Consider the following 17506-nt stretch of genomic DNA (forward strand, 5'->3'; position numbering starts at 1 on the left):
GGATCCATGCAACTGACCCAGATGATAAAACGCAATGCCGCGCTTTACCCCGACAATACCGCCACCCTCTGTGGCGGACGCCACCACAGCTGGACTGAGTTAAGAGAACGGGTGGCCAAGGCGGCGTCGCTGCTTAGGCAGTGTGGCGTGGGGGAGGGGGACCGTGTCGCGGTGCTGTCGCTGAACAGCGATCGCTACTACGAGCAGTTCTTCGCGGTGCCCTGGGCCGGCGCGGTACTGGTGCCGCTGAATATCCGCTGGTCAGTGAAGGAGAGCCTGTATGCCTTGAAGGACTCCGGTGCCAGGGTGCTGGTGGTGGACGATGCCTTCCTCCCCGCCGCCGAGGCCGTCCTCGCCGGTGACAGCGAAGTGGAGAGGGTGATCCACATCGGAGACCTCCCCACCCCGGAGGCGATGGTGGAGTACGATGCCGCCCTGGCCGGTCTGTCACCGATGGCGGACGCGGGCCGGGGCGGGGAGGCGCTGGCCGGAATCTACTACACCGGCGGGACCACCGGCTTTCCCAAGGGGGTGATGCTCAGTCACCACAACCTGTGGATCTCCAGCGTGTCGGCGTCACTGGGCCTGACCCTGTGCCGCCCGGATGTGCGCTACCTGCACGCCGCGCCGATGTTCCACGCCGCCGACATCGCCATGTCCTATGCCACCACCATCTGCGGAGCCACCCAGGTGTTTATCCCCGCCTTCGATTGCCAGGCGGTGGTGGACAGCATCGCCGAGCACCGGGTCACCCATACCCTGCTGGTGCCCACCATGGTCACCATGCTGCTGGGGGCCGGGGTGATCCCGGGAGCGGACCTGGCCAGTCTGGACACCATCGTCTATGGCGCGTCGCCGATGCCGGAGGGTACACTGCGCCAGGCGTTGGCCGAACTGCCCGGGGTCGAGTTTATCCAGGCCTATGGTCAGACCGAGATGGCGCCGCTGATCACCATCCTTGCCGCCCGCTTCCACGTAGTGGAGGGACCCGAAGCCAGTCGGTTACGCTCCGCCGGCCAGGCGGTCGCCTGCGTCGAGCTTGAGGTGGTGGATCCCCTGGGCGGGCCGTTGCCTTGTGGCCAGGTAGGGGAAGTGCGGGTTCGCGGCGGCAATGCCATGAAAGGCTACTGGAACCGGCCCGATGAGAGCGCCGAGGTGATGCGCGACGGCTGGATCCACACCGGCGATGCCGGCTACCTGGATGAAGAGGGGTTCCTGTTCCTGGTGGACAGGGTCAAGGATATGATCATCAGCGGCGGCGAGAACGTCTACTCCGCCGAGGTGGAGAGCGCCCTGTCCCGTCACCCGGCCGTGGCCGAGGTGGCGGTGATCGGCATTCCCAGTGAGCGCTGGGGCGAGCAGGTGCATGCGCTGGTGAGGCTGAAACCGGGTCAGGCTCTCGGGGAGCGCGAGCTGATCGACTTCTGTCACCAGGCGATCGCCGGTTACAAATGCCCCAGGAGCGTCGAGTTCCGCCCCGAGCCCTTCCCGATCACCGGCGCCGGAAAACTGCGCAAGGCGGATCTGCGCGCGCCCTACTGGGAGGGGCATCGACGCCGGGTCAACTGACCGGGCCGGACCAACAAAAAAGCCAGCCCGTTTGGGGCTGGCTTTTCAATCCATCGTTTTCTGGTGACCGGGTTTACTTAATCCGCATACCAGGCTTGGCACCGGAGTCCGGAGAGAGGATGTACAGCTCATCCTTGCCGGGGCCGGCGGCCAGCACCATCCCCTCGGACACGCCGAACTTCATCTCGCGGGGCGCCAGGTTGGCCACCATCACGGTCAGGCGACCCTCCAGCTCCTCGGGCGCGTAGGCGGACTTGATGCCGGCGAACACCTGCTTGGTTTCGCCGCCCAGGTCCAGGGTCAGCTTCAGCAGCTTCTTGGCTTTTTCGACGTGCTCCGCCTTGGCGATGCGCGCTACCCGCAGGTCCACCTTCATGAAGTCGTCGAAGCTGCAGGTGTCGCTGATGGGATCCTTGGCCAGTTCGTCGTTGGCGCCGGTGTCGGCGGTGGCCTCAGGCTCCGCCTGGGCATCCACCAGGTTCTCCTTGGAGGCGTCGACCATGGCATTGACCTTGTCCATCTCGATGCGCTGGATCAGCGGCTTGAACTGGTTGATGCCGTGGCCGGTCAGGGTGGTGTGGATCCCCTCCCAGGTCAGCTCGGAGGCCAGGAACTCCTCGACGGCGGCGGCCATCACCGGCAGCACCGGCTTGAGGTAGATCATCAGCAGGCGGAACAGGTGGATCCCCATGGAGCACACCTCGTGGGCCTTCTGCTCCATGCCATCCTGCTTGACCAGCTGCCAGGGGGCGGCGTCGGCGATGTAGCCGTTGGCCTTGTCCGCCAGGGCCATGATCTCGCGCATGGCACGGCCAAACTCGCGATCCTCATAGTACTGGGCGATGGTGGTGTCGGCGTCCTGGAACTCCTTCAGCAGTTCCGGGGCGTCGATGGCGTCGGCCAGCTTGCCGTCGAAACGCTTGGCGATGAAACCGGCGGTGCGCGAGGCGATGTTCACCAGTTTGCCGACCACGTCGGAGTTGACCCGCTGGGCGAAATCTTCCAGGTTCAGGTCCAGATCGTCGATGCGGTTGTTCAGCTTGGCGGCGTAGTAGTAGCGCAGGTACTCGGGGTTGAGGTGATCCAGGTAGGTGCGCGCCTTGATGAAGGTGCCACGGGACTTGGACATCTTGGCACCGTTGACGGTGACATAGCCGTGGGCAAACACATTGGTGGGCTTGCGGAAACCGGCGCCGTCCAGCATGGCGGGCCAGAACAGGCTGTGGAAGTAGATGATGTCCTTGCCGATGAAGTGGTACAGCTCGGCGTCGGAGTCGGCGGCAAAGTAGTCGTCGAAGTTCAGGTCGTCACGCCTGCCACACAGGTTCTTGAACGAGCCCATGTAGCCGATGGGGGCGTCCAGCCAGACGTAGAAGAACTTGTCGCCGTTGGTGCCGGGGATCTCGAAGCCGAAGTAGGGCTTGTCGCGGCTGATGTCCCACTGCTGCAGGCCCTGCTCGAACCACTCGTTCAGCTTGTTGGCCATCTCCTCCTGCAGGGAGCCGCTGCGGGTCCAGGCCTCCAGCATCTCCTTGAACGCCGGCAGGTCGAAGAAGTAGTGCTCGGAGTCCTTCAGCACCGGTGTGGCACCGGAGACCACGGACTTGGGGTTCTTCAGATCGGTGGGACTGTAGGTGGCGCCGCAGTTGTCGCAGTTGTCGCCGTTCTGATCGTCGCTGTCGCACTTGGGGCAGGTGCCCTTGACGAAGCGGTCCGGCAGGAACATCTGCTTTTCCGGATCGAACAGCTGGCTGATGGTGCTGGTCTTAATGTGGCCGGCGTCGTTCAGCCTGGTGTAGATCAGGGTCGCCAGCTCACGGTTCTCATCGCTGTGAGTAGAGTGGTAGTTGTCAAACCCCACCTGGAACTCGGCAAAGTCCGCCTGGTGCTCTTCGGATACCTGGGCGATCATCTCCTCCGGGGTCATGCCCAGCTGCTGCGCCTTGAGCATGATCGGGGTGCCGTGGGCGTCATCGGCACACACATAGGTGCAGTGGTGACCGCGCAGCTTCTGGAAGCGTACCCAGATGTCGGTTTGGATGTACTCCAGCATGTGGCCAAGATGGATGGGACCGTTGGCATAGGGGAGGGCGCTGGTGACCAGGATCTTTCTTTGTGGAGATGCCATTTTATCTCTTGCGTGCAATGGATTACGGAATTCGAGCCAGTTTAACCGATAGGAGGCGCATTTTCATCCATCTGCGATGCCGTTGCTTGCATTATGCGCATGCGAATGTGGAGAGTTCTGGTACACTTGGCGAAATCTCTCTATGACGGAGCCTGAGCGTGAGCCCAAATCCCATCCAAAATCAGCTGCCGGAAGCGCTTTCCGGCCAAGTCCTTGAGATCCTCGCCCAACAAATCGACCCCTATCTTGAGCAGAACCTGGTTGAGGCCGGCATCGTCCGCAGCCTCGACATCGACGGCCGCTGCCTGAAGCTGGGACTGGCCTATCCCTACCCCTGCCAGAGTAAATATCGTCAGCGGGTGATGGGGCTGACCAACGCCCTGGCCAAGCTGGAGGCGATCGAGGAGGTCGAGTGTGAAATCGACCTGCAGGTGCCCGCCATCACCGCCGCCGGCCAGGCACCTCAGGTGAAAGGGGTGAAGAACATCATCGCCGTCTCCTCCGGCAAGGGGGGCGTGGGCAAGTCGACCACCGCCATCAACCTGGCCCTGGCCCTGGCTGCCGAGGGCGCCCGGGTGGGGGTGCTGGATGCGGACATTCACGGGCCCTCGGTGCCGATCATGCTGGGGGTCAAGGAGTTTCAGCCGGTCAGCACCGATGGCAAGACCATGGAGCCCGCCTTCGCCCATGGTTTGGCCGCCATGTCCATCGGGTTCATGGTGAGCGAGGATCAGGCGACCGTCTGGCGTGGCCCCATGGCCGCCGGCGCCCTGGTCCAGTTGCTGAACGAGACCAATTGGCCGGATCTGGACTACCTGGTGATCGACATGCCCCCGGGCACCGGTGACATTCAGCTGACCCTGTCCCAACAGGTTCCGGTGGCCGGCGCCGTGGTGGTGACCACCCCCCAGGATATCGCCACCGCCGACGCCCGCAAGGGGATCACCATGTTCAACAAGGTGAACATTCCGGTCCTGGGCATCGTCGAGAACATGAGCTATCACATCTGCAGCCAGTGTGGCAGCAAGGAGCACCCGTTCGGCTCCGGTGGCGGGCAGGCAACCGCGGAGCGCTATAATGTGCCACTGCTGGGAGACCTGCCACTGAACGTGGCGATCCGAGAGGCGGTCGACAGCGGCAACCCCACCGTGGTGGCGGATCCGGAGGGGGAGTTGGCGTCCCAGTACAAGAGCATTGCCCGCAAGACCGCCGCTGCTCTGGTGACCCTGTCCGAGCCTTCCGGGCTGGAGATCGAAATTTGCGAGGAGTAGGCTCGCCTGCCGTCGCCCGTTTTCATTAACGTTAAACGAAGTACAAGTCATGGCTAACCAACAACAATGCGTCATTATCGGCATCGCCGGTGCGTCTGCTTCGGGCAAGAGCCTCATCGCCCGGACCATCTGTGACGATCTGCGCCAGGATATGGGCACGGATCAGATCGCAATGATCACCGAGGACTGCTACTACAAGGACCAGGGCCACCTCTCCATGGAGGAGCGGGTCAAGACCAACTATGACCACCCCAACGCCCTGGACCACAAACTGCTGTGTCGGCATCTGGAGCAGCTGCGTGCCGGCGAGTCCTGTGAGGTGCCGGTCTACAGCTATGTGGAGCACACCCGCATGCCCCAGACCACCAAGGTGACCCCCAAGCGGGTGATCATCATCGAGGGGATCCTGCTGCTGACCGATCCCAAGTTGCGCGAACAGATGCACGCCTCCATCTTTATGGATACCCCGCTGGACATCTGTCTGCTTCGCCGGCTGCGTCGCGACGTGGAGGAGCGGGGCCGGACCATGGATTCGGTGCTGGAGCAGTACAAGCAGACGGTTCGTCCGATGTTCCTGCAGTTCATTGAGCCCTCCAAGCAGCACGCCGATCTGATCGTGCCGCGCGGTGGCAAGAACCGCATCGCCATCGACTTCCTCAAAGCCAAGATCCGTCAGCTGGCCAGCGACTAATACAACAATAACTCGACTTGTACCCAAGGCTTTTAGGGATAGAAAAGATGCGTCTTACCGATATTGAGATTGAACAGCACCTGGATGAGGGCCTTATCGCCATCGAGCCCCGGCCCTCCCAGGATCGCATTTCCGGCGTCAGTGTGGACGTGACTCTGGGGGACCGTTTCCGGGTGTTCCAGGACCACACCGCCGCCTCCATCGACCTGTCCGGTCCCAGTGGGGAGGTGCAGAAGGCCCTCAACAGTGTGATGAGCGACGAGATCGCCATCGCCGACGGCGATGCCTTCTACCTGCACCCGGGCGAACTGGCCCTGGGGGCCACCTTGGAGTCGCTGACCCTGCCGGCCAACGTGGTCGGCTGGCTGGACGGCCGCTCCTCCCTGGCCCGGTTGGGGCTGATGGTGCACGTGACCGCCCACCGCATCGATCCCGGCTGGTCCGGTCAGATCGTGCTGGAGTTCTACAACAGCGGCAAACTGCCGCTGGCGCTGCGTCCCGGCATGACCATCGGTGCGCTGAACTTCGAGAAGTTGACCATGGACTGCGCTCGTCCCTACAACAAGCGCAGCAATGCCAAGTACCGTGATCAGCAAGGTGCGGTGGCCAGTCGCATTACCCAGGATGGCTGATGCCGAGCTGGGTTGACGGCACGCCCGCCGACACCATCGGCCTGGCCGACCGGGGACTGAACCTGGCCGACGGCCACTTTACCACCCTGCTGTTGCAGGGGGGGCGGCCGCGGCTGTGGCCGCTGCACCGTCAGCGCTTGGCCCAGGGCTGTGCCCGGCTGATGATGGCGGCCCCGGACTGGGCCACCCTCGAGTCGACTCTGGACAGCGCCGCCGCCGGCCTGCCGGAGCGGGCCGTGGCCAAGGTGGTGCTCACCCGGGGCGATCAGGGCCGGGGCTACGCCGCCAACCTGAATCAGCCTCCCCGGGTGATCGTCAGCACCCACCCCTATCCGCAGCACTACCTTCGCTGGCAACAGGCGGGGATCCGCGTCGGACTCGCCGACCTGGTGCTCGGCAGCCAACCGGCCCTGGCCGGTCTCAAGACCCTGGGACGCACCGAGCAGGTGCTGCACCGGGCCGAGGTGGATGCCGGTCCCTTCGATGAGCTGCTGGCGACGGATGGGGGCGGGCGGATTCTGGAGGCCAGTGCCGCCAACCTGTTTGTCGGCTATGGCCACACCCTGGTAACCCCCTCCCTGCACCGGGGCGGGGTAGCTGGCGTGCTGCGCCAGCACCTGCTGCACCTGGCCCCGCAACTGGGCTGGTCGGTTGAGATCCGCGATCTCCACCCCGGCGAACTGGCGCAGGCCGACACCGCCTTTGTCACCAATTCGCTGATGCAGCTGGTCCCCATTATCGAACTGCTGGGGCGTCCCCTGGCGATCCCCCAACCACTGAGACGGCTTCAGGAGGCGGTGCTAAGATGAATCGATGGATGACAAGGCTGCTGCTCTCCCTGATGAGCCTGGCTCTGGCGTTGGTGGTCGCCGCGGCCTACATGGTCCACCGGCTCGAGTCGCAGATGACGGCGCCACTGGCCATGGACCAGCCCACCGAGTGGACGCTGCCGGAGGGGGCGACCACGGTGCGGGTGGCCAACCTGTGGTCGCAGGCGGGCTGGGTGCCCACCTCTTTCTGGATCAAGGTGGCGGTGAGACTGGAGCCCGGCCTGGCGCAGATCAAGGCCGGCACCTATGAGCTCACTCCGCAGATGAGCGTTCGTGACGCGCTGCAGTTGCTGGTGGAGGGCCGACAGAAGGCGTTCCGCCTGACCCTGGTGGAGGGGGAGACCCTCAGGCAGGCGCTGGCGCGCATCGCCGCTCACCCTAAGCTGGTGCAGCCGGAGCAGGGGGGGGCCGCGTTGAAGGCGGCAATCGGTTTTCAGGGCGACAACCCGGAGGGGATGCTGTTCCCCGATACCTACCAGTTTCACGCGGGGGACTCCGCCGTGGCCCTGGTGAAGCGCTCCTCCGCCAGGATGCAGCGGGAGATCCAGCTTGCCTGGTCCCAGTGCCAGGAGGGGCTGCCGCTGAAGAACGACTATCAGATGGTGATCCTGGCCTCGATCATCGAGAAGGAGACCGCCCTGGCCGAGGAGCGTCCGTTGATCGGGTCGGTGTTCATCAACCGCCTCAACCGCGGCATGCGACTGCAGACTGACCCTACTGTGATCTACGGTATGGGCGAGCGGTTCAACGGCAACATCACCAAGGCGGATCTGCTGGAGCGCACCCCCTACAACACCTACCGAATTCGCGGGCTGCCGCCCACCCCCATCGCCCTGGTCGGCCGGGAAGCCCTGCAGGCCGCCTGTCAGCCAGCCCAGAGCAAGTATTACTACTTCGTGTCCCGGGGGGATGGCAGCCACCACTTTTCGCGGACCCTGAGAGAGCACAATCAGGCCGTCAACAAGTACATCAGAAAGAGATCATGAGTCAGACAGGAAAATTCATCGTCATCGAGGGCCTGGAAGGGGCGGGCAAGAGTTCCGCCATCGAGCGGGTCAATGCCTGGTTTGAAACCCACTTTCCCGGCCAGTCCAGAGTCAACACCCGCGAGCCCGGCGGCACCCCCCTGGCGGAGGAGATCCGCGAGATCTGGAAACGCCCCCGGCAGGAGCCGATGGCGAACCTGACGGAACTGCTGATGGTGTACGCCTGCCGGGCGCAGTTGGTGGAAACGGTGATTAAGCCTGCGTTGGAGCAGGGAAAGTGGGTGATCGGCGACCGCCACAACCTCTCCTCCCTGGCCTACCAAGGCGCCGGTCGAGGCTTGACCAGGGAGGTGGCGGGGCTGTCGACCATCACCCTGGGGCCGTTTAAGCCGGACCTGACCCTCTACCTGGACATCGACCCCAAGGCGGGCCTGGAGCGCGCCAGGGGCCGGGGTGAGCTGGATCGTATCGAACTGGAGAGCCTGGACTTTTTCGAGCGTGCCCGCCAGTGCTATCTGGAACAGGCGGCCAGTGACCCCAGCATCCGCACCATCGACGCCTCCCAACCTATGGAGAAGGTGCAACAGGATATTGAACTGGCCCTGGCTGAGGCGCTGCTGTGAATCCTCTGCCCGCCCCCCTGGTGGAGATGCCCTGGCTGGCACGGAGCTGGCAGCTGTGGCACCAGAGCCTGGCGTCCGGCCGCCTGAGCCATGGCTGGCTGATCTGCGGCGCCCGCGGCATCGGCAAGGGGGCCCTGGCCGATACCCTGGCCGACTCACTGCTGTGTGAATCGGCCAACCTGTGCGGCTACTGCCGCGGCTGTCAGTTGTTGGCGGCCGGAAACCATCCGGACCGGATGGTGATCTCGCCCGACCCCAGGGTGATCAAGGTGGAACAGATCCGCGACCTGATCCAGACGCTGGAGGGCACCGCCCACCAGGGGGGCCGCCGGGTGGTGGTGATTCAGCAGGCCGATGCGATGAACGGCGCCGCCGCCAACGCCCTGCTGAAGACCCTGGAGGAGCCCGGCACCGGGGTTCACCTGCTGCTGGTCAGTGATGCCCCTAATCGGCTGCCCGCCACCATCATCAGCCGCTGCCAACGGCTGATGGTGACCTCACCCAGCCGCGGCCAGTCTCTGGCCTGGCTCGGGGAGGGCAGGGTAGACCCGGCCAAGCTGGACGGCCTGCTGCGGCTGTTCGGTGGCCCGTTGAAGCTGGCCGAAGCCCTGGCCTCGGGCGAAGTGGACGCCATCGAGGCCTGGCGCCAGGGGTGGCAACGCAGCCTGAGCAGCGGGGTGCTGGACCCGGTGCTGTTCGGCCTGGACGACGCCCAGGCGGCACAGGCGCTCAAGTTGCTCTATATTGATCTTGTTGCCGATCCTCACGCCTACGTCACCTCCCTGAAGCGCTATCAGTCTGTGGCCAGGGCGGCGGCGGCGCTGCATCACAGGTTTGAAACCCAACCCGGACTCAACCCGGCGGCGGTGTTTCAGCAACTGATCAATCGCTAGGGCCTGAGGGCCCGCTTGGAGGCCCGATGACCACCAGCCTGACCCATCACTACGCCTCGCTGACCGAATTGCGCCTGGCCTACATGGCGTTTCTCAAGGGCGGAGGTCTGTTCGTGCCCAGTGAGCAGCCCAACCGGCTTGGCGACCGGGTCGAACTGAAGGTCACCCTGCCCGGTGACGCAGAGCCGCAGCGGATCATCGGGCCGGTGGTCTGGCTCAATCCTCAGGCGGACAATCAAAGGCCCATGGGGGTGGGAGTGGCCTTCGCCGAGGGCGACCAGGCACTCCGATCGCGCATCGAGCGGCTGCTGGCCGATACCCTGGGCAGCGGTCAATTGACCTGGACCCTCTAACCCCTTAAGCTCTGCCGCTTCGAAAATTTCCGGAGTGATGTTGTGCTTATCGATTCCCATTGCCACCTCGATCGCCTGGCCGACGATGCCAGCCCCGATTCGCTCAAGCCCGTAGTGGAGCGCGCCCGCGCCGCCGGCGTCAAGGAGATGCTCTGTGTCTCAGTGTCCCAGGCAGGTTATGAGCCGATGCGCCGCGCCGCTGAGCCCTTCGACGAGGTGGTGTTCTCCTGCGGTGTCCACCCCCTGGACATCAAGGAGGGATTCGATGTGGCCTGGCTCAGGCAGCATGCCCAGGATCCGCGGGTGGTGGCCATCGGTGAAACCGGCCTGGATTACTACTACAGCAAAGACAACATCCTCGACCAGCAGCGCGCCTTTGCCGAGCACCTCGAGGTGGCCCGCGAACTGGACAAGCCGGTGATCGTCCACACCAGGGATGCCCGTGAAGACACCCTGGGGGTGTTGCGTGAAGGCGGAGAGATCAATGGGGTGCTGCACTGCTTCACCGAGAACTGGGCGATGGCCAAGGCGGCGCTGGATATGGGGCTGTATATCTCCATCTCCGGCATCATCACCTTCCGCAATGCGGAGATGCTCAGGGACGTGGTGCGCCAGGTGCCCCTGGACAGACTGCTGGTGGAAACCGATTCCCCCTACCTGGCGCCGGTGCCCTACCGGGGCAAGCAGAATCAGCCCGCCTATGTGAAAGAGGTGGCCCAGTACGTGGCGGATCTCAAACACTGCTCCTTCGAGGCGCTGTGTCGGCAGACCGGAGACAACTACCAGCGACTGTTTCGCCGCTAGGGGCAGGGGGGCGACGGCCCCTCGTCATTCCGGACGGCAAGACAAAAAAAAGCCCATAACCACTCCAAGTTGTCACAGGCTTAGGGGAACTGTCGGGCGCACTCTTCCGGCGCCCGTTTCAAAGCTCCCATAAAGGTAGACTAAAAAATCACCGCCCGCCAAAAAATGAACGACGTTTTCCGTTGGGGCGGCGAGCCGGCCTGGCACAGCTCGCCACTCTCCACTCAGATCTTCGCTACATTATCCCGAACCAGGTCCCTTGGCAGGGAGTTCTTCAGCTTGTTGCCCACCCACTTGGCCTGTCCCAGGGGGGTGCCACGCCAACGGACCAGCACCTCACCCTTGGCTTTGGCGCCATTGTCCATGGGCAGATCCCGTCCCATCAGATAGGTGACCGCCTGGTCGTCGTCCAGCTCCACCGCCTTGCATGCCTCGGCGCCCAGGAGCATCAAGGCTTCGTGGCTGATCCTAAAACCGTGCTTGGCCTCCTCCGCCAGCCTGATCCCCAATCGCTGCATGCGGATGGCCGGGATGAAGCGGTCACTGCCTTCGGGGAACAGCCACAGCTCCTTGTCCCTGGCCATCAGGGTGGTCCGCGGCAGGGTGATGCCGAATCTGCTCTTCAGATGATCGGTCAGCGCCTGAACCTGTTTGCCTGGGGCGGGGACGAAGGGGAACCGACCCAGTCTTGGAGTCCGGTGTTCTCCCGCTACCGGACCGACCTTGCGCAGGGCGGCCACAAAGAACCCTTCGCTGTCGTACAGCTGGGGCCAGATATGCAGGAACCCCTCCTCGGTGACCGCCTTGTCGGCACCGTCGAACAGCCGGGACAGGTCGACATACTCCACCGCGTCGCCATGGCTCGCCTTCAGGTGCCGGCACACCTCCTGGTTCTCCCGACGGTTGAGGGTGCAGGTGGAATAGATCAGCACCCCGCCAGTCTTCAGCGCCTGGAATCCGGATTCGATCAGCTCCCGCTGCATCGCGGCGATGCTCTCCACCGACGCCAGACTCCAGTTGTTCAGGGCATCGGGGTCCTTCCTCAGGGTACCCTCGCCTGAGCAGGGGGCATCCAGCAGGATGGCGTCGAACGCCTCGGGCAGGGTGGCACCGAACACCCGGGCGTCGAAGTGGGTTAGGATGGCGTTGCTCACCCCCATCCGGGTGAGGTTGGCGTGCAGTCCCTTGAGTCTGGAGGAGGAGTACTCGTTGGCCATCAGCAGTCCGTGATTCTCCATCCAGGCCGCCATCTGGGTGGTCTTGGAACCCGGGGCGGCCGCCATGTCCAGCAGGGTGTCGACCCGGTCGACCAACGCCGCCAGGGCAACCGGCGGCATCATCGAGGAGGCCTCCTGGATATAGAACAGACCGGCCAGGTGCTCCAGGGTGTTGCCCAACTGCACCGACTCGTCCTCGCGGGTGAGCCAGAACCCCTCATGACACCAGGGGATCGGGTCGAAGTGCCACCCCTTGGGGGTCATGGCGGCGATAAAGCTGGCCGGGTCGGTCTTCAGGGTGTTGACCCGGATGGCGGGGCGCAGGGGTTGGCTGTTGAAATGAGCAAACTCCTCCAAGCTCAGGTGACTTGGTAAGATCTCACTGATAGAGTTGAGGAATTCTTGCTTAATTTGCGCCATGGCTGAGTCCGGCTTGGTAAAAATGGCGGCAAATATAGCACAGACCATGACAAAAAAGGTGGAGCGCGGGTGCTAAATAGACTGTGGTTGGCGCTGTTTTTCCTGGGGGCGGCCGGCGGACTCTGGCAGTGGCTGGTCGACGGAAACCAGCAGGTGCTGCCGGCGATGATCGCCAGCCTGTTTGAGATGGCCAGGTTGTCGGTGGAGATCGTCATCGGCCTGCTCGGGGTGTTGGCCCTGTGGTTGGGACTGATGCGCATCGGTGAACAAACCGGCCTGATCCAGGCCCTCTCCCGCGGGCTGACCCCGCTGTTCTCCAGATTGATGCCGGAGGTGCCCGCCGGCCACCCGGCCCTGGGATCGGTGACCCTCAACCTGGCGGCCAATGCCCTGGGGCTGGACAACGCCGCCACCCCGATGGGGCTCAAGGCGATGCAGGATCTGCAGAGCCTCAATCCCACCCCCTCCGTGGCCAGTAACGCCCAGATCCTGTTCCTGGTGCTCAACACCTCTTCGGTCACCCTGCTGCCGGTGACGGTGTTCATGTACCGGGCCCAGCAGGGGGCGGCTCACCCCACCGATGTGTTTATCCCGATCCTGCTGGCCACCTGTGCCTCCACCCTGGCCGGGCTGTTGGCGGTGTCCCTGGTGCAGCGTATCAACCTGCTCAACCGGGTGGTGCTGCTGTGGGGCGCGGCGCTGGTGGCGGGGCTGCTGGCGCTGCTGGCCTACCTGATGAGCCTGTCCGCCGAGGCCCTGCAGCAGTTCTCCACCCAATCCAGTGCCTTGGTGCTGTTCGCGGTGGTGATGCTGTTTCTCGGGCTGGCCTGGTACCGAGGGGTGAACGCCTACGACGCCTTCATTGCCGGGGCGGGGGAGGGGGTGAAGCTGGTGGTTACCCTGCTGCCGTACCTGCTGGCGATGCTGCTGGCCATCGGCTGGTTGCGCGGCTCCGGCGCCCTTGAGGCCTTGCTGGCGTTGATCCGCAGCCTGTGTGCCTGGCTGCAGCTGGACGACCGCTTCGTGGATGCACTGCCCACCGCCCTGATGAAGCCACTCAGCGGCTCAGGGGCCAGGGCGATGATGGTGGAGACCATGAACCATTACGGCGCCGACTCCTTTGCCGGGCGACTGGCGGCGATGTTCCAGGGATCGACGGAAACCACCTTCTACGTGTTGGCGGTCTACTTCGGCTCGGTGGGGATCCGCAATGGCCGCCACGCGGTGGCCTGCGGTCTGACCGCGGATGTGGCGGGGATCCTCACCGCCATCGCGGTAGCCTACCTGTTCTACGGCTGAGGAGCCCGGCGCAATGACTTGAGGGGCCCGCCAATGGCGGGCCCCTATGTTGTCACTGGAACAGCGGCGTCCATCTCAGCCAGCTCTCCCGGGAGCGTTCATGCAGGGGGAAGCGATCCAGACCCGAGGCGCGGTTGTGCTCGTCGGTGGCCTGCTCGGTGGCAAAAGCGATCCCCCCAATCAGCAGGGTGTCCAGCGACTCGGTGTGGATCTCGGCGCCGCTGAACAGCCCCAGTTTTACCGTCAGGCCGCTGGCGTTCCAGAAGCGGCTGGTGCGGTTGACCAGGTGACGGTATTGGGGCTGCAGCTCGATGGTGATCTCCACCTGGCTGGCGTTCTCGGCCAGCTCATGCTGAACCACCTCACCGACGGGGATCTGCCGGTAGAGGACCGGGCTGCCGATGCGCACCGATCCCAGCTGTGCCTGGGTCAACACCAGGCGCAGAGACTGAGCCTGGGCATCGGGTGCCGGTTCGGCGGGCAGGGCGGTGAACCGCTGCTGACCCGGGGAAGCGTCCGGACCGGGCAGGGCGGCCAGGTGGTTTCCCAGCACCAGGTTGGACACATTCTTGGTGCTGCCAAGTCCAATCTGCGCTTCGGCCAGGTAGTAGCGGGCCCCGGCGACGGCGAAGCGGTCCGCCCACTTGGGCGCCAGGGCCAGGGTGGCGGTAAGGCGGGTCAAATCGGGCGCCAGGGTGACGCGCTCGACCTTGCCCAGCCGCTGCTGATGGTATTTAACCGGGGCGCCGGCCTGGAGATCGGCGTCGGCGTCCAGGATCACCTGTACCCTTACCGCTGGTGTGAGCGCCTCGTCCCGGTTGGCATAGAGCCAGCGGTCACGCTGGGCGCCGGTCATCCCCTCCAGGTTGTCGAAGGCGATGCCGCCGCGCAGCAGGGCCATGGCGGCGGCGGCGTCGACCTCAAAGTGGGTTAACGACCCCTGAATGCGCACCCCTGAATAGCGCCAGAACCGGCTGGCGTTGGAGAAGAGGCGGCGATATTCGCCGTCCAGTGTCAGGCTGATCTGAAAGCCACCGTCGGCCAGGCGCACCCGCTTGACCTGGCCCACCTCCAACTGGCGATAGTAGACCGGGGCTCCGGGCGCCAGGCCGTCGGCCTGGTCGGTGTGGAGCTTGAGCCACAAAGGCTCGGGTGCATCGGCCGCCCCCTGGCGGTCCAGCAGCGGGAAGTGCGGGGCACCGGCGTCGGTGCCGGGCTTTCCCTTGGAGAAGGCGATACCACCGGACACCAGCTGTTGCAGGGGATCGGCCTCCAGGGTCAGGGTGGCGAGATCCGCCTGGATCCGCACGCCCTGGGTCAGCCAGAACTGACTGCCGTTGCCGACCAGGCCATCATAGGGGGCGTTGATCCAGGCCCTGATGCGGATGCCATCGCCATCGTCCAGCCCCAGCTCCAGCACCTCGCCCACCTGCAGCTGGTTGAAGTAGATCGGGTCCCCCCGGCTCAGGCCGGCGGCGTCCTGGCGCAGCAGGGTGACCGCCCGCCCGCTGCGGGCCTGGTCGGGCTTGCGTTCCTCCAGCAGAAACCGGTCCTGGGGCGCGCCGCTGCCGGCGGATACGTTGATGAAGTCTCCCAGCACCAGGTTACCCAGGTTGCGCACGCCCCGCAGCGACAACTCTCCCCTGACCTGCCAGAAGCGGGTACCCGAGACCAGGATGTGGCGATAGCTGTCTCGCACCGCTCCGGTCAGGGCCACCCGGTTGCCGCTGACCCGGATGTCGGTCAGTTCGCCCACATCCACTCCCAGCAGGCGGATCTTGCTGCCCACCTTCAGCCCCTCGGCCGTGGCTGCGTCGAAGGTGACGGTGTGATCCTGGGTTGCGGCGTCCCTGTCCTCATACAGGCGATAGCTGCGGCCGCTGCGGGCCTGGGGGCTGTCTTCGGGAGAGTCGAAGGCCACCCCACCGGTCAGCAGGCTGGCGATGCTCTCCAGCTCCAGTTTGACACCGGCCAGTGAGGCGTCGGCCGACAGGCCGGACACATTCCAGAAGTGGGAGCTCTCCTTGACCAGCGGCGCGTAGTTGGCGTCGATCTGGGCGGTGACCATCACCTTCTTGGTGTGGGGATCCAGCCTGGACTGGAGGATGTTGCCCACCTTGATCTGCTGGAAAAACACTCCGGAGCCGGCGTCCAGGGAGCCCCCCTTGTCGGCGACCAGCTGGATCAGGGTCGCATCCTCCTCCGAGGTCGGGGCCATGGTGTCCGCCTCGAACTGGGTGAGGCGCTCACCTTCGCCGGGCTTCATGGCGATGTAGTTGCCGGAAAACAGCGCATCCAGCCCCTCCACGCCGGTCAGAGACGCCTTGGGGCTCACCAGCCAGAAGCGGGTCTGGTCCCGGAGCAGGTCGTCCACGGTGTGGTCCATCTTCACCATCACGTTGACCGAGGAGCGATCCGGGTTCAGGGACACCTCCTGTACCATGCCCACCACCAGGCCCTGGTACTTGACCAGAGTCTTGCGGGCTTCGATGCCGTTTGCGTTGGGAAAACGGATGGTGATCTCCGTTCCCTGTTGCTTGATGTAGGTGAAAAGCAACCAGGCCCCCAGCACCGTGGCCAGTATCGGCAGAATCCAGATGGGGGAGAGCAGGCGCTTGCGCCGCACCCGGGCAGACTGGTTAGTGTTCATCGCGGTATTCAAGATCCCAGAGTAAACGTGTGTCGATGGATTTGGCTGCCAGTTGGGTGAACAGGATCACCATGGCAAAGAAGGTGGCGGCTGGCGCCGGTTTGGCGTCCAGCAGTTGTCCCATGTTGATCAGGCTGGCGACGATGCCGATCACAAACAGATCCAGCATCGACCAGCGGCCGATAAATTGAACGAAGTGATAAAACAGCATCAGCCAGCGGCGGGACAGTCTCAGCCCGAGGGTGATCGTGGTCAGGATGATCGTCAGGCCGGCGATCTTCAGCACCGGCACCACTATGCTGGCGACGAACACGATCACCGCGATGCCGGCCATCTCGGACTCCACCAGGGAGAGGATACCGGTGTAGATGGTATCGTAGCCGGTGACCCCCTGATTGGTCGTCTGGGTGATGGGAAAGAAGTTGGCCGGGAAGATCATCACCACGGCGGTGAGCAGCAGCGCCCAGGCGTACTGGAGACTGTTGGGGCGTCGGGGTTCCACCCGGGAGTGGCAGCGGCTACAGTGATCGCCCTCCATCACGATGTTGTGACAGTTGCGACAGAGGCGCCAGCTGCGATCGATGCCCCGTTCAGTCGGCAAATCGTTCTTCATACATCTGCCACATCAGGTCACGGTTATATTCGTACTGTACGTAAAAAACCATTATAAACAGCAGCATAAAACATAGTGTTCCCCAGCCGTAATGAAGATCGGCAAAGTCGCCCAGTTTGAAGGCCGCGACAAAGAAGCTGATGAGGTACACCTCCAACATTGCCACCTCGTCCAGCATCGGATGCCACTTGATCAGCTGCCTCAGGGCGACCTTGCCGGTCCCCAGTCTCAACAGCAGCAGTTGCAGCAGGATCGAGGTGAGCAGCAGCAGCGGCGCCAGTACCCCGGCGACGAAGATGGCACAGCCCACCAGCCAGAACCCCTGTTCGAAGGTGATGACCGCGCCGAAAGCGATGGTGGCCTGGCGCACGCTGCCCAGCAGGTTGACTTCGAGGATGGGCAGCAAATTGGCCGGCAGGTAGAGAATCAGGGCGGTGATCACCAGAGCGGTCAGCGCATTCAGATCGCAGTAGGGGGAGTCCATCAGCCGGCTGAGGCAGCGCGGGCAGAAGAGTCTCATCCCTTTG

16 protein-coding genes are annotated in these 17506 nt (G+C 64.1%); 11 read left to right on the forward strand and 5 right to left on the reverse strand.

Annotated elements, in window-relative coordinates; translation table 11 throughout:
• The first annotated feature begins 6 nt into the window (after nt 1-6).
• On the forward strand, nt 7-1569 hold the full coding sequence (locus tag FCL40_RS04375) for a long-chain-fatty-acid--CoA ligase (RefSeq protein ID WP_136851728.1): 1563 nt from the start codon (nt 7-9) through the stop codon (nt 1567-1569).
• A 73-nt stretch (nt 1570-1642) separates the two neighbouring features.
• Here FCL40_RS04375 and metG read toward each other — a convergent pair whose 3' ends face one another.
• Nucleotides 1643-3697, reverse strand: coding sequence for a methionine--tRNA ligase (gene metG, locus FCL40_RS04380; protein ID WP_136851730.1), 2055 nt, complete (start codon nt 3695-3697; stop codon nt 1643-1645).
• A 158-nt stretch (nt 3698-3855) separates the two neighbouring features.
• Here metG and apbC point away from each other — a divergent pair, with 158 nt between their 5' ends.
• Genes apbC through FCL40_RS04425 form a run of 9 tightly spaced genes read left to right on the forward strand, consistent with a single transcriptional unit; the run spans nt 3856 to nt 10780 of the window.
• Nucleotides 3856-4968 (forward strand): iron-sulfur cluster carrier protein ApbC, encoded by a 1113-nt coding sequence (gene apbC / locus FCL40_RS04385; RefSeq protein WP_136851732.1) that lies wholly within the window; start codon nt 3856-3858, stop codon nt 4966-4968.
• A 49-nt stretch (nt 4969-5017) separates the two neighbouring features.
• Nucleotides 5018-5659 carry a uridine kinase gene (udk, locus tag FCL40_RS04390; protein WP_136851734.1) on the forward strand — a complete coding sequence of 214 codons (642 nt, stop codon included), beginning with the start codon at nt 5018-5020 and terminating at the stop codon, nt 5657-5659.
• Nucleotides 5660-5706: 47 nt separating this feature from the next.
• On the forward strand, nt 5707-6291 hold the full coding sequence (dcd, locus tag FCL40_RS04395) for a dCTP deaminase (RefSeq protein ID WP_136851736.1): 585 nt from the start codon (nt 5707-5709) through the stop codon (nt 6289-6291).
• Nucleotides 6291-7100 carry an aminodeoxychorismate lyase gene (gene pabC, locus FCL40_RS04400; protein WP_136851738.1) on the forward strand — a complete coding sequence of 270 codons (810 nt, stop codon included), beginning with the start codon at nt 6291-6293 and terminating at the stop codon, nt 7098-7100. The genes dcd and pabC overlap by 1 nt, the downstream gene beginning before the upstream one ends.
• Nucleotides 7097-8107, forward strand: a complete 1011-nt coding sequence (gene mltG, locus FCL40_RS04405; RefSeq protein WP_136851740.1) for an endolytic transglycosylase MltG — start codon at nt 7097-7099, stop codon at nt 8105-8107. The genes pabC and mltG overlap by 4 nt, the downstream gene beginning before the upstream one ends.
• Nucleotides 8104-8730 (forward strand): dTMP kinase, encoded by a 627-nt coding sequence (gene tmk / locus FCL40_RS04410; RefSeq protein WP_136851742.1) that lies wholly within the window; start codon nt 8104-8106, stop codon nt 8728-8730. Before mltG ends, tmk begins: the two co-directional genes overlap by 4 nt.
• Nucleotides 8727-9623 carry a DNA polymerase III subunit delta' gene (holB, locus tag FCL40_RS04415; protein ID WP_136851744.1) on the forward strand — a complete coding sequence of 299 codons (897 nt, stop codon included), beginning with the start codon at nt 8727-8729 and terminating at the stop codon, nt 9621-9623. The genes tmk and holB overlap by 4 nt, the downstream gene beginning before the upstream one ends.
• A gap of 26 nt (nt 9624-9649) precedes the next feature.
• Nucleotides 9650-9976 carry a PilZ domain-containing protein gene (locus tag FCL40_RS04420; RefSeq protein ID WP_136851746.1) on the forward strand — a complete coding sequence of 109 codons (327 nt, stop codon included), beginning with the start codon at nt 9650-9652 and terminating at the stop codon, nt 9974-9976.
• A gap of 42 nt (nt 9977-10018) precedes the next feature.
• Nucleotides 10019-10780, forward strand: a complete 762-nt coding sequence (locus tag FCL40_RS04425; RefSeq protein WP_136851748.1) for a TatD family hydrolase — start codon at nt 10019-10021, stop codon at nt 10778-10780.
• Nucleotides 10781-11004: 224 nt separating this feature from the next.
• On the opposite strand, the gene rsmF is transcribed toward FCL40_RS04425, so the two are convergent.
• Nucleotides 11005-12417 carry a 16S rRNA (cytosine(1407)-C(5))-methyltransferase RsmF gene (rsmF, locus tag FCL40_RS04430; protein ID WP_136851750.1) on the reverse strand — a complete coding sequence of 471 codons (1413 nt, stop codon included), beginning with the start codon at nt 12415-12417 and terminating at the stop codon, nt 11005-11007.
• A gap of 69 nt (nt 12418-12486) precedes the next feature.
• Here rsmF and FCL40_RS04435 point away from each other — a divergent pair, with 69 nt between their 5' ends.
• A complete protein-coding gene (locus FCL40_RS04435; RefSeq protein ID WP_136851752.1) occupies nt 12487-13716 on the forward strand; it encodes a nucleoside recognition domain-containing protein in 1230 nt (409 codons plus the stop codon).
• A 52-nt stretch (nt 13717-13768) separates the two neighbouring features.
• On the opposite strand, the gene FCL40_RS04440 is transcribed toward FCL40_RS04435, so the two are convergent.
• The 3 genes from FCL40_RS04440 to FCL40_RS04450 are packed head-to-tail and all read right to left on the reverse strand — an operon-like array spanning nt 13769 to nt 17499.
• Nucleotides 13769-16366 carry an MlaD family protein gene (locus FCL40_RS04440; RefSeq protein ID WP_136851754.1) on the reverse strand — a complete coding sequence of 866 codons (2598 nt, stop codon included), beginning with the start codon at nt 16364-16366 and terminating at the stop codon, nt 13769-13771.
• A complete protein-coding gene (locus FCL40_RS04445) occupies nt 16356-16979 on the reverse strand; it encodes a paraquat-inducible protein A (protein ID WP_136851756.1) in 624 nt (207 codons plus the stop codon). The genes FCL40_RS04440 and FCL40_RS04445 overlap by 11 nt, the downstream gene beginning before the upstream one ends.
• Nucleotides 16957-17499 (reverse strand): paraquat-inducible protein A, encoded by a 543-nt coding sequence (locus FCL40_RS04450; protein ID WP_229360267.1) that lies wholly within the window; start codon nt 17497-17499, stop codon nt 16957-16959. Before FCL40_RS04450 ends, FCL40_RS04445 begins: the two co-directional genes overlap by 23 nt.
• Between the last annotated feature and the right edge of the window lie 7 nt (nt 17500-17506).

Source organism: Ferrimonas sediminicola (assembly GCF_005116715.1).
In the GTDB taxonomy this organism is placed as follows: Bacteria; Pseudomonadota; Gammaproteobacteria; order Enterobacterales; family Shewanellaceae; genus Ferrimonas; species Ferrimonas sediminicola.

Coding starts and splice junctions, on each gene's coding strand:
- FCL40_RS04375 (WP_136851728.1), top strand. CDS start 7: ATGCAACTGACCCAGATGATAAAACGCAATGCCGCGCTTTACCCCGAC.
- metG (WP_136851730.1), bottom strand. CDS start 3,697: ATGGCATCTCCACAAAGAAAGATCCTGGTCACCAGCGCCCTCCCCTAT.
- udk (WP_136851734.1), top strand. CDS start 5,018: ATGGCTAACCAACAACAATGCGTCATTATCGGCATCGCCGGTGCGTCT.
- dcd (WP_136851736.1), top strand. CDS start 5,707: ATGCGTCTTACCGATATTGAGATTGAACAGCACCTGGATGAGGGCCTT.
- pabC (WP_136851738.1), top strand. CDS start 6,291: ATGCCGAGCTGGGTTGACGGCACGCCCGCCGACACCATCGGCCTGGCC.
- mltG (WP_136851740.1), top strand. CDS start 7,097: ATGAATCGATGGATGACAAGGCTGCTGCTCTCCCTGATGAGCCTGGCT.
- tmk (WP_136851742.1), top strand. CDS start 8,104: ATGAGTCAGACAGGAAAATTCATCGTCATCGAGGGCCTGGAAGGGGCG.
- FCL40_RS04420 (WP_136851746.1), top strand. CDS start 9,650: ATGACCACCAGCCTGACCCATCACTACGCCTCGCTGACCGAATTGCGC.
- rsmF (WP_136851750.1), bottom strand. CDS start 12,417: ATGGCGCAAATTAAGCAAGAATTCCTCAACTCTATCAGTGAGATCTTA.
- FCL40_RS04440 (WP_136851754.1), bottom strand. CDS start 16,366: ATGAACACTAACCAGTCTGCCCGGGTGCGGCGCAAGCGCCTGCTCTCC.
- FCL40_RS04445 (WP_136851756.1), bottom strand. CDS start 16,979: ATGAAGAACGATTTGCCGACTGAACGGGGCATCGATCGCAGCTGGCGC.
- FCL40_RS04450 (WP_229360267.1), bottom strand. CDS start 17,499: ATGAGACTCTTCTGCCCGCGCTGCCTCAGCCGGCTGATGGACTCCCCC.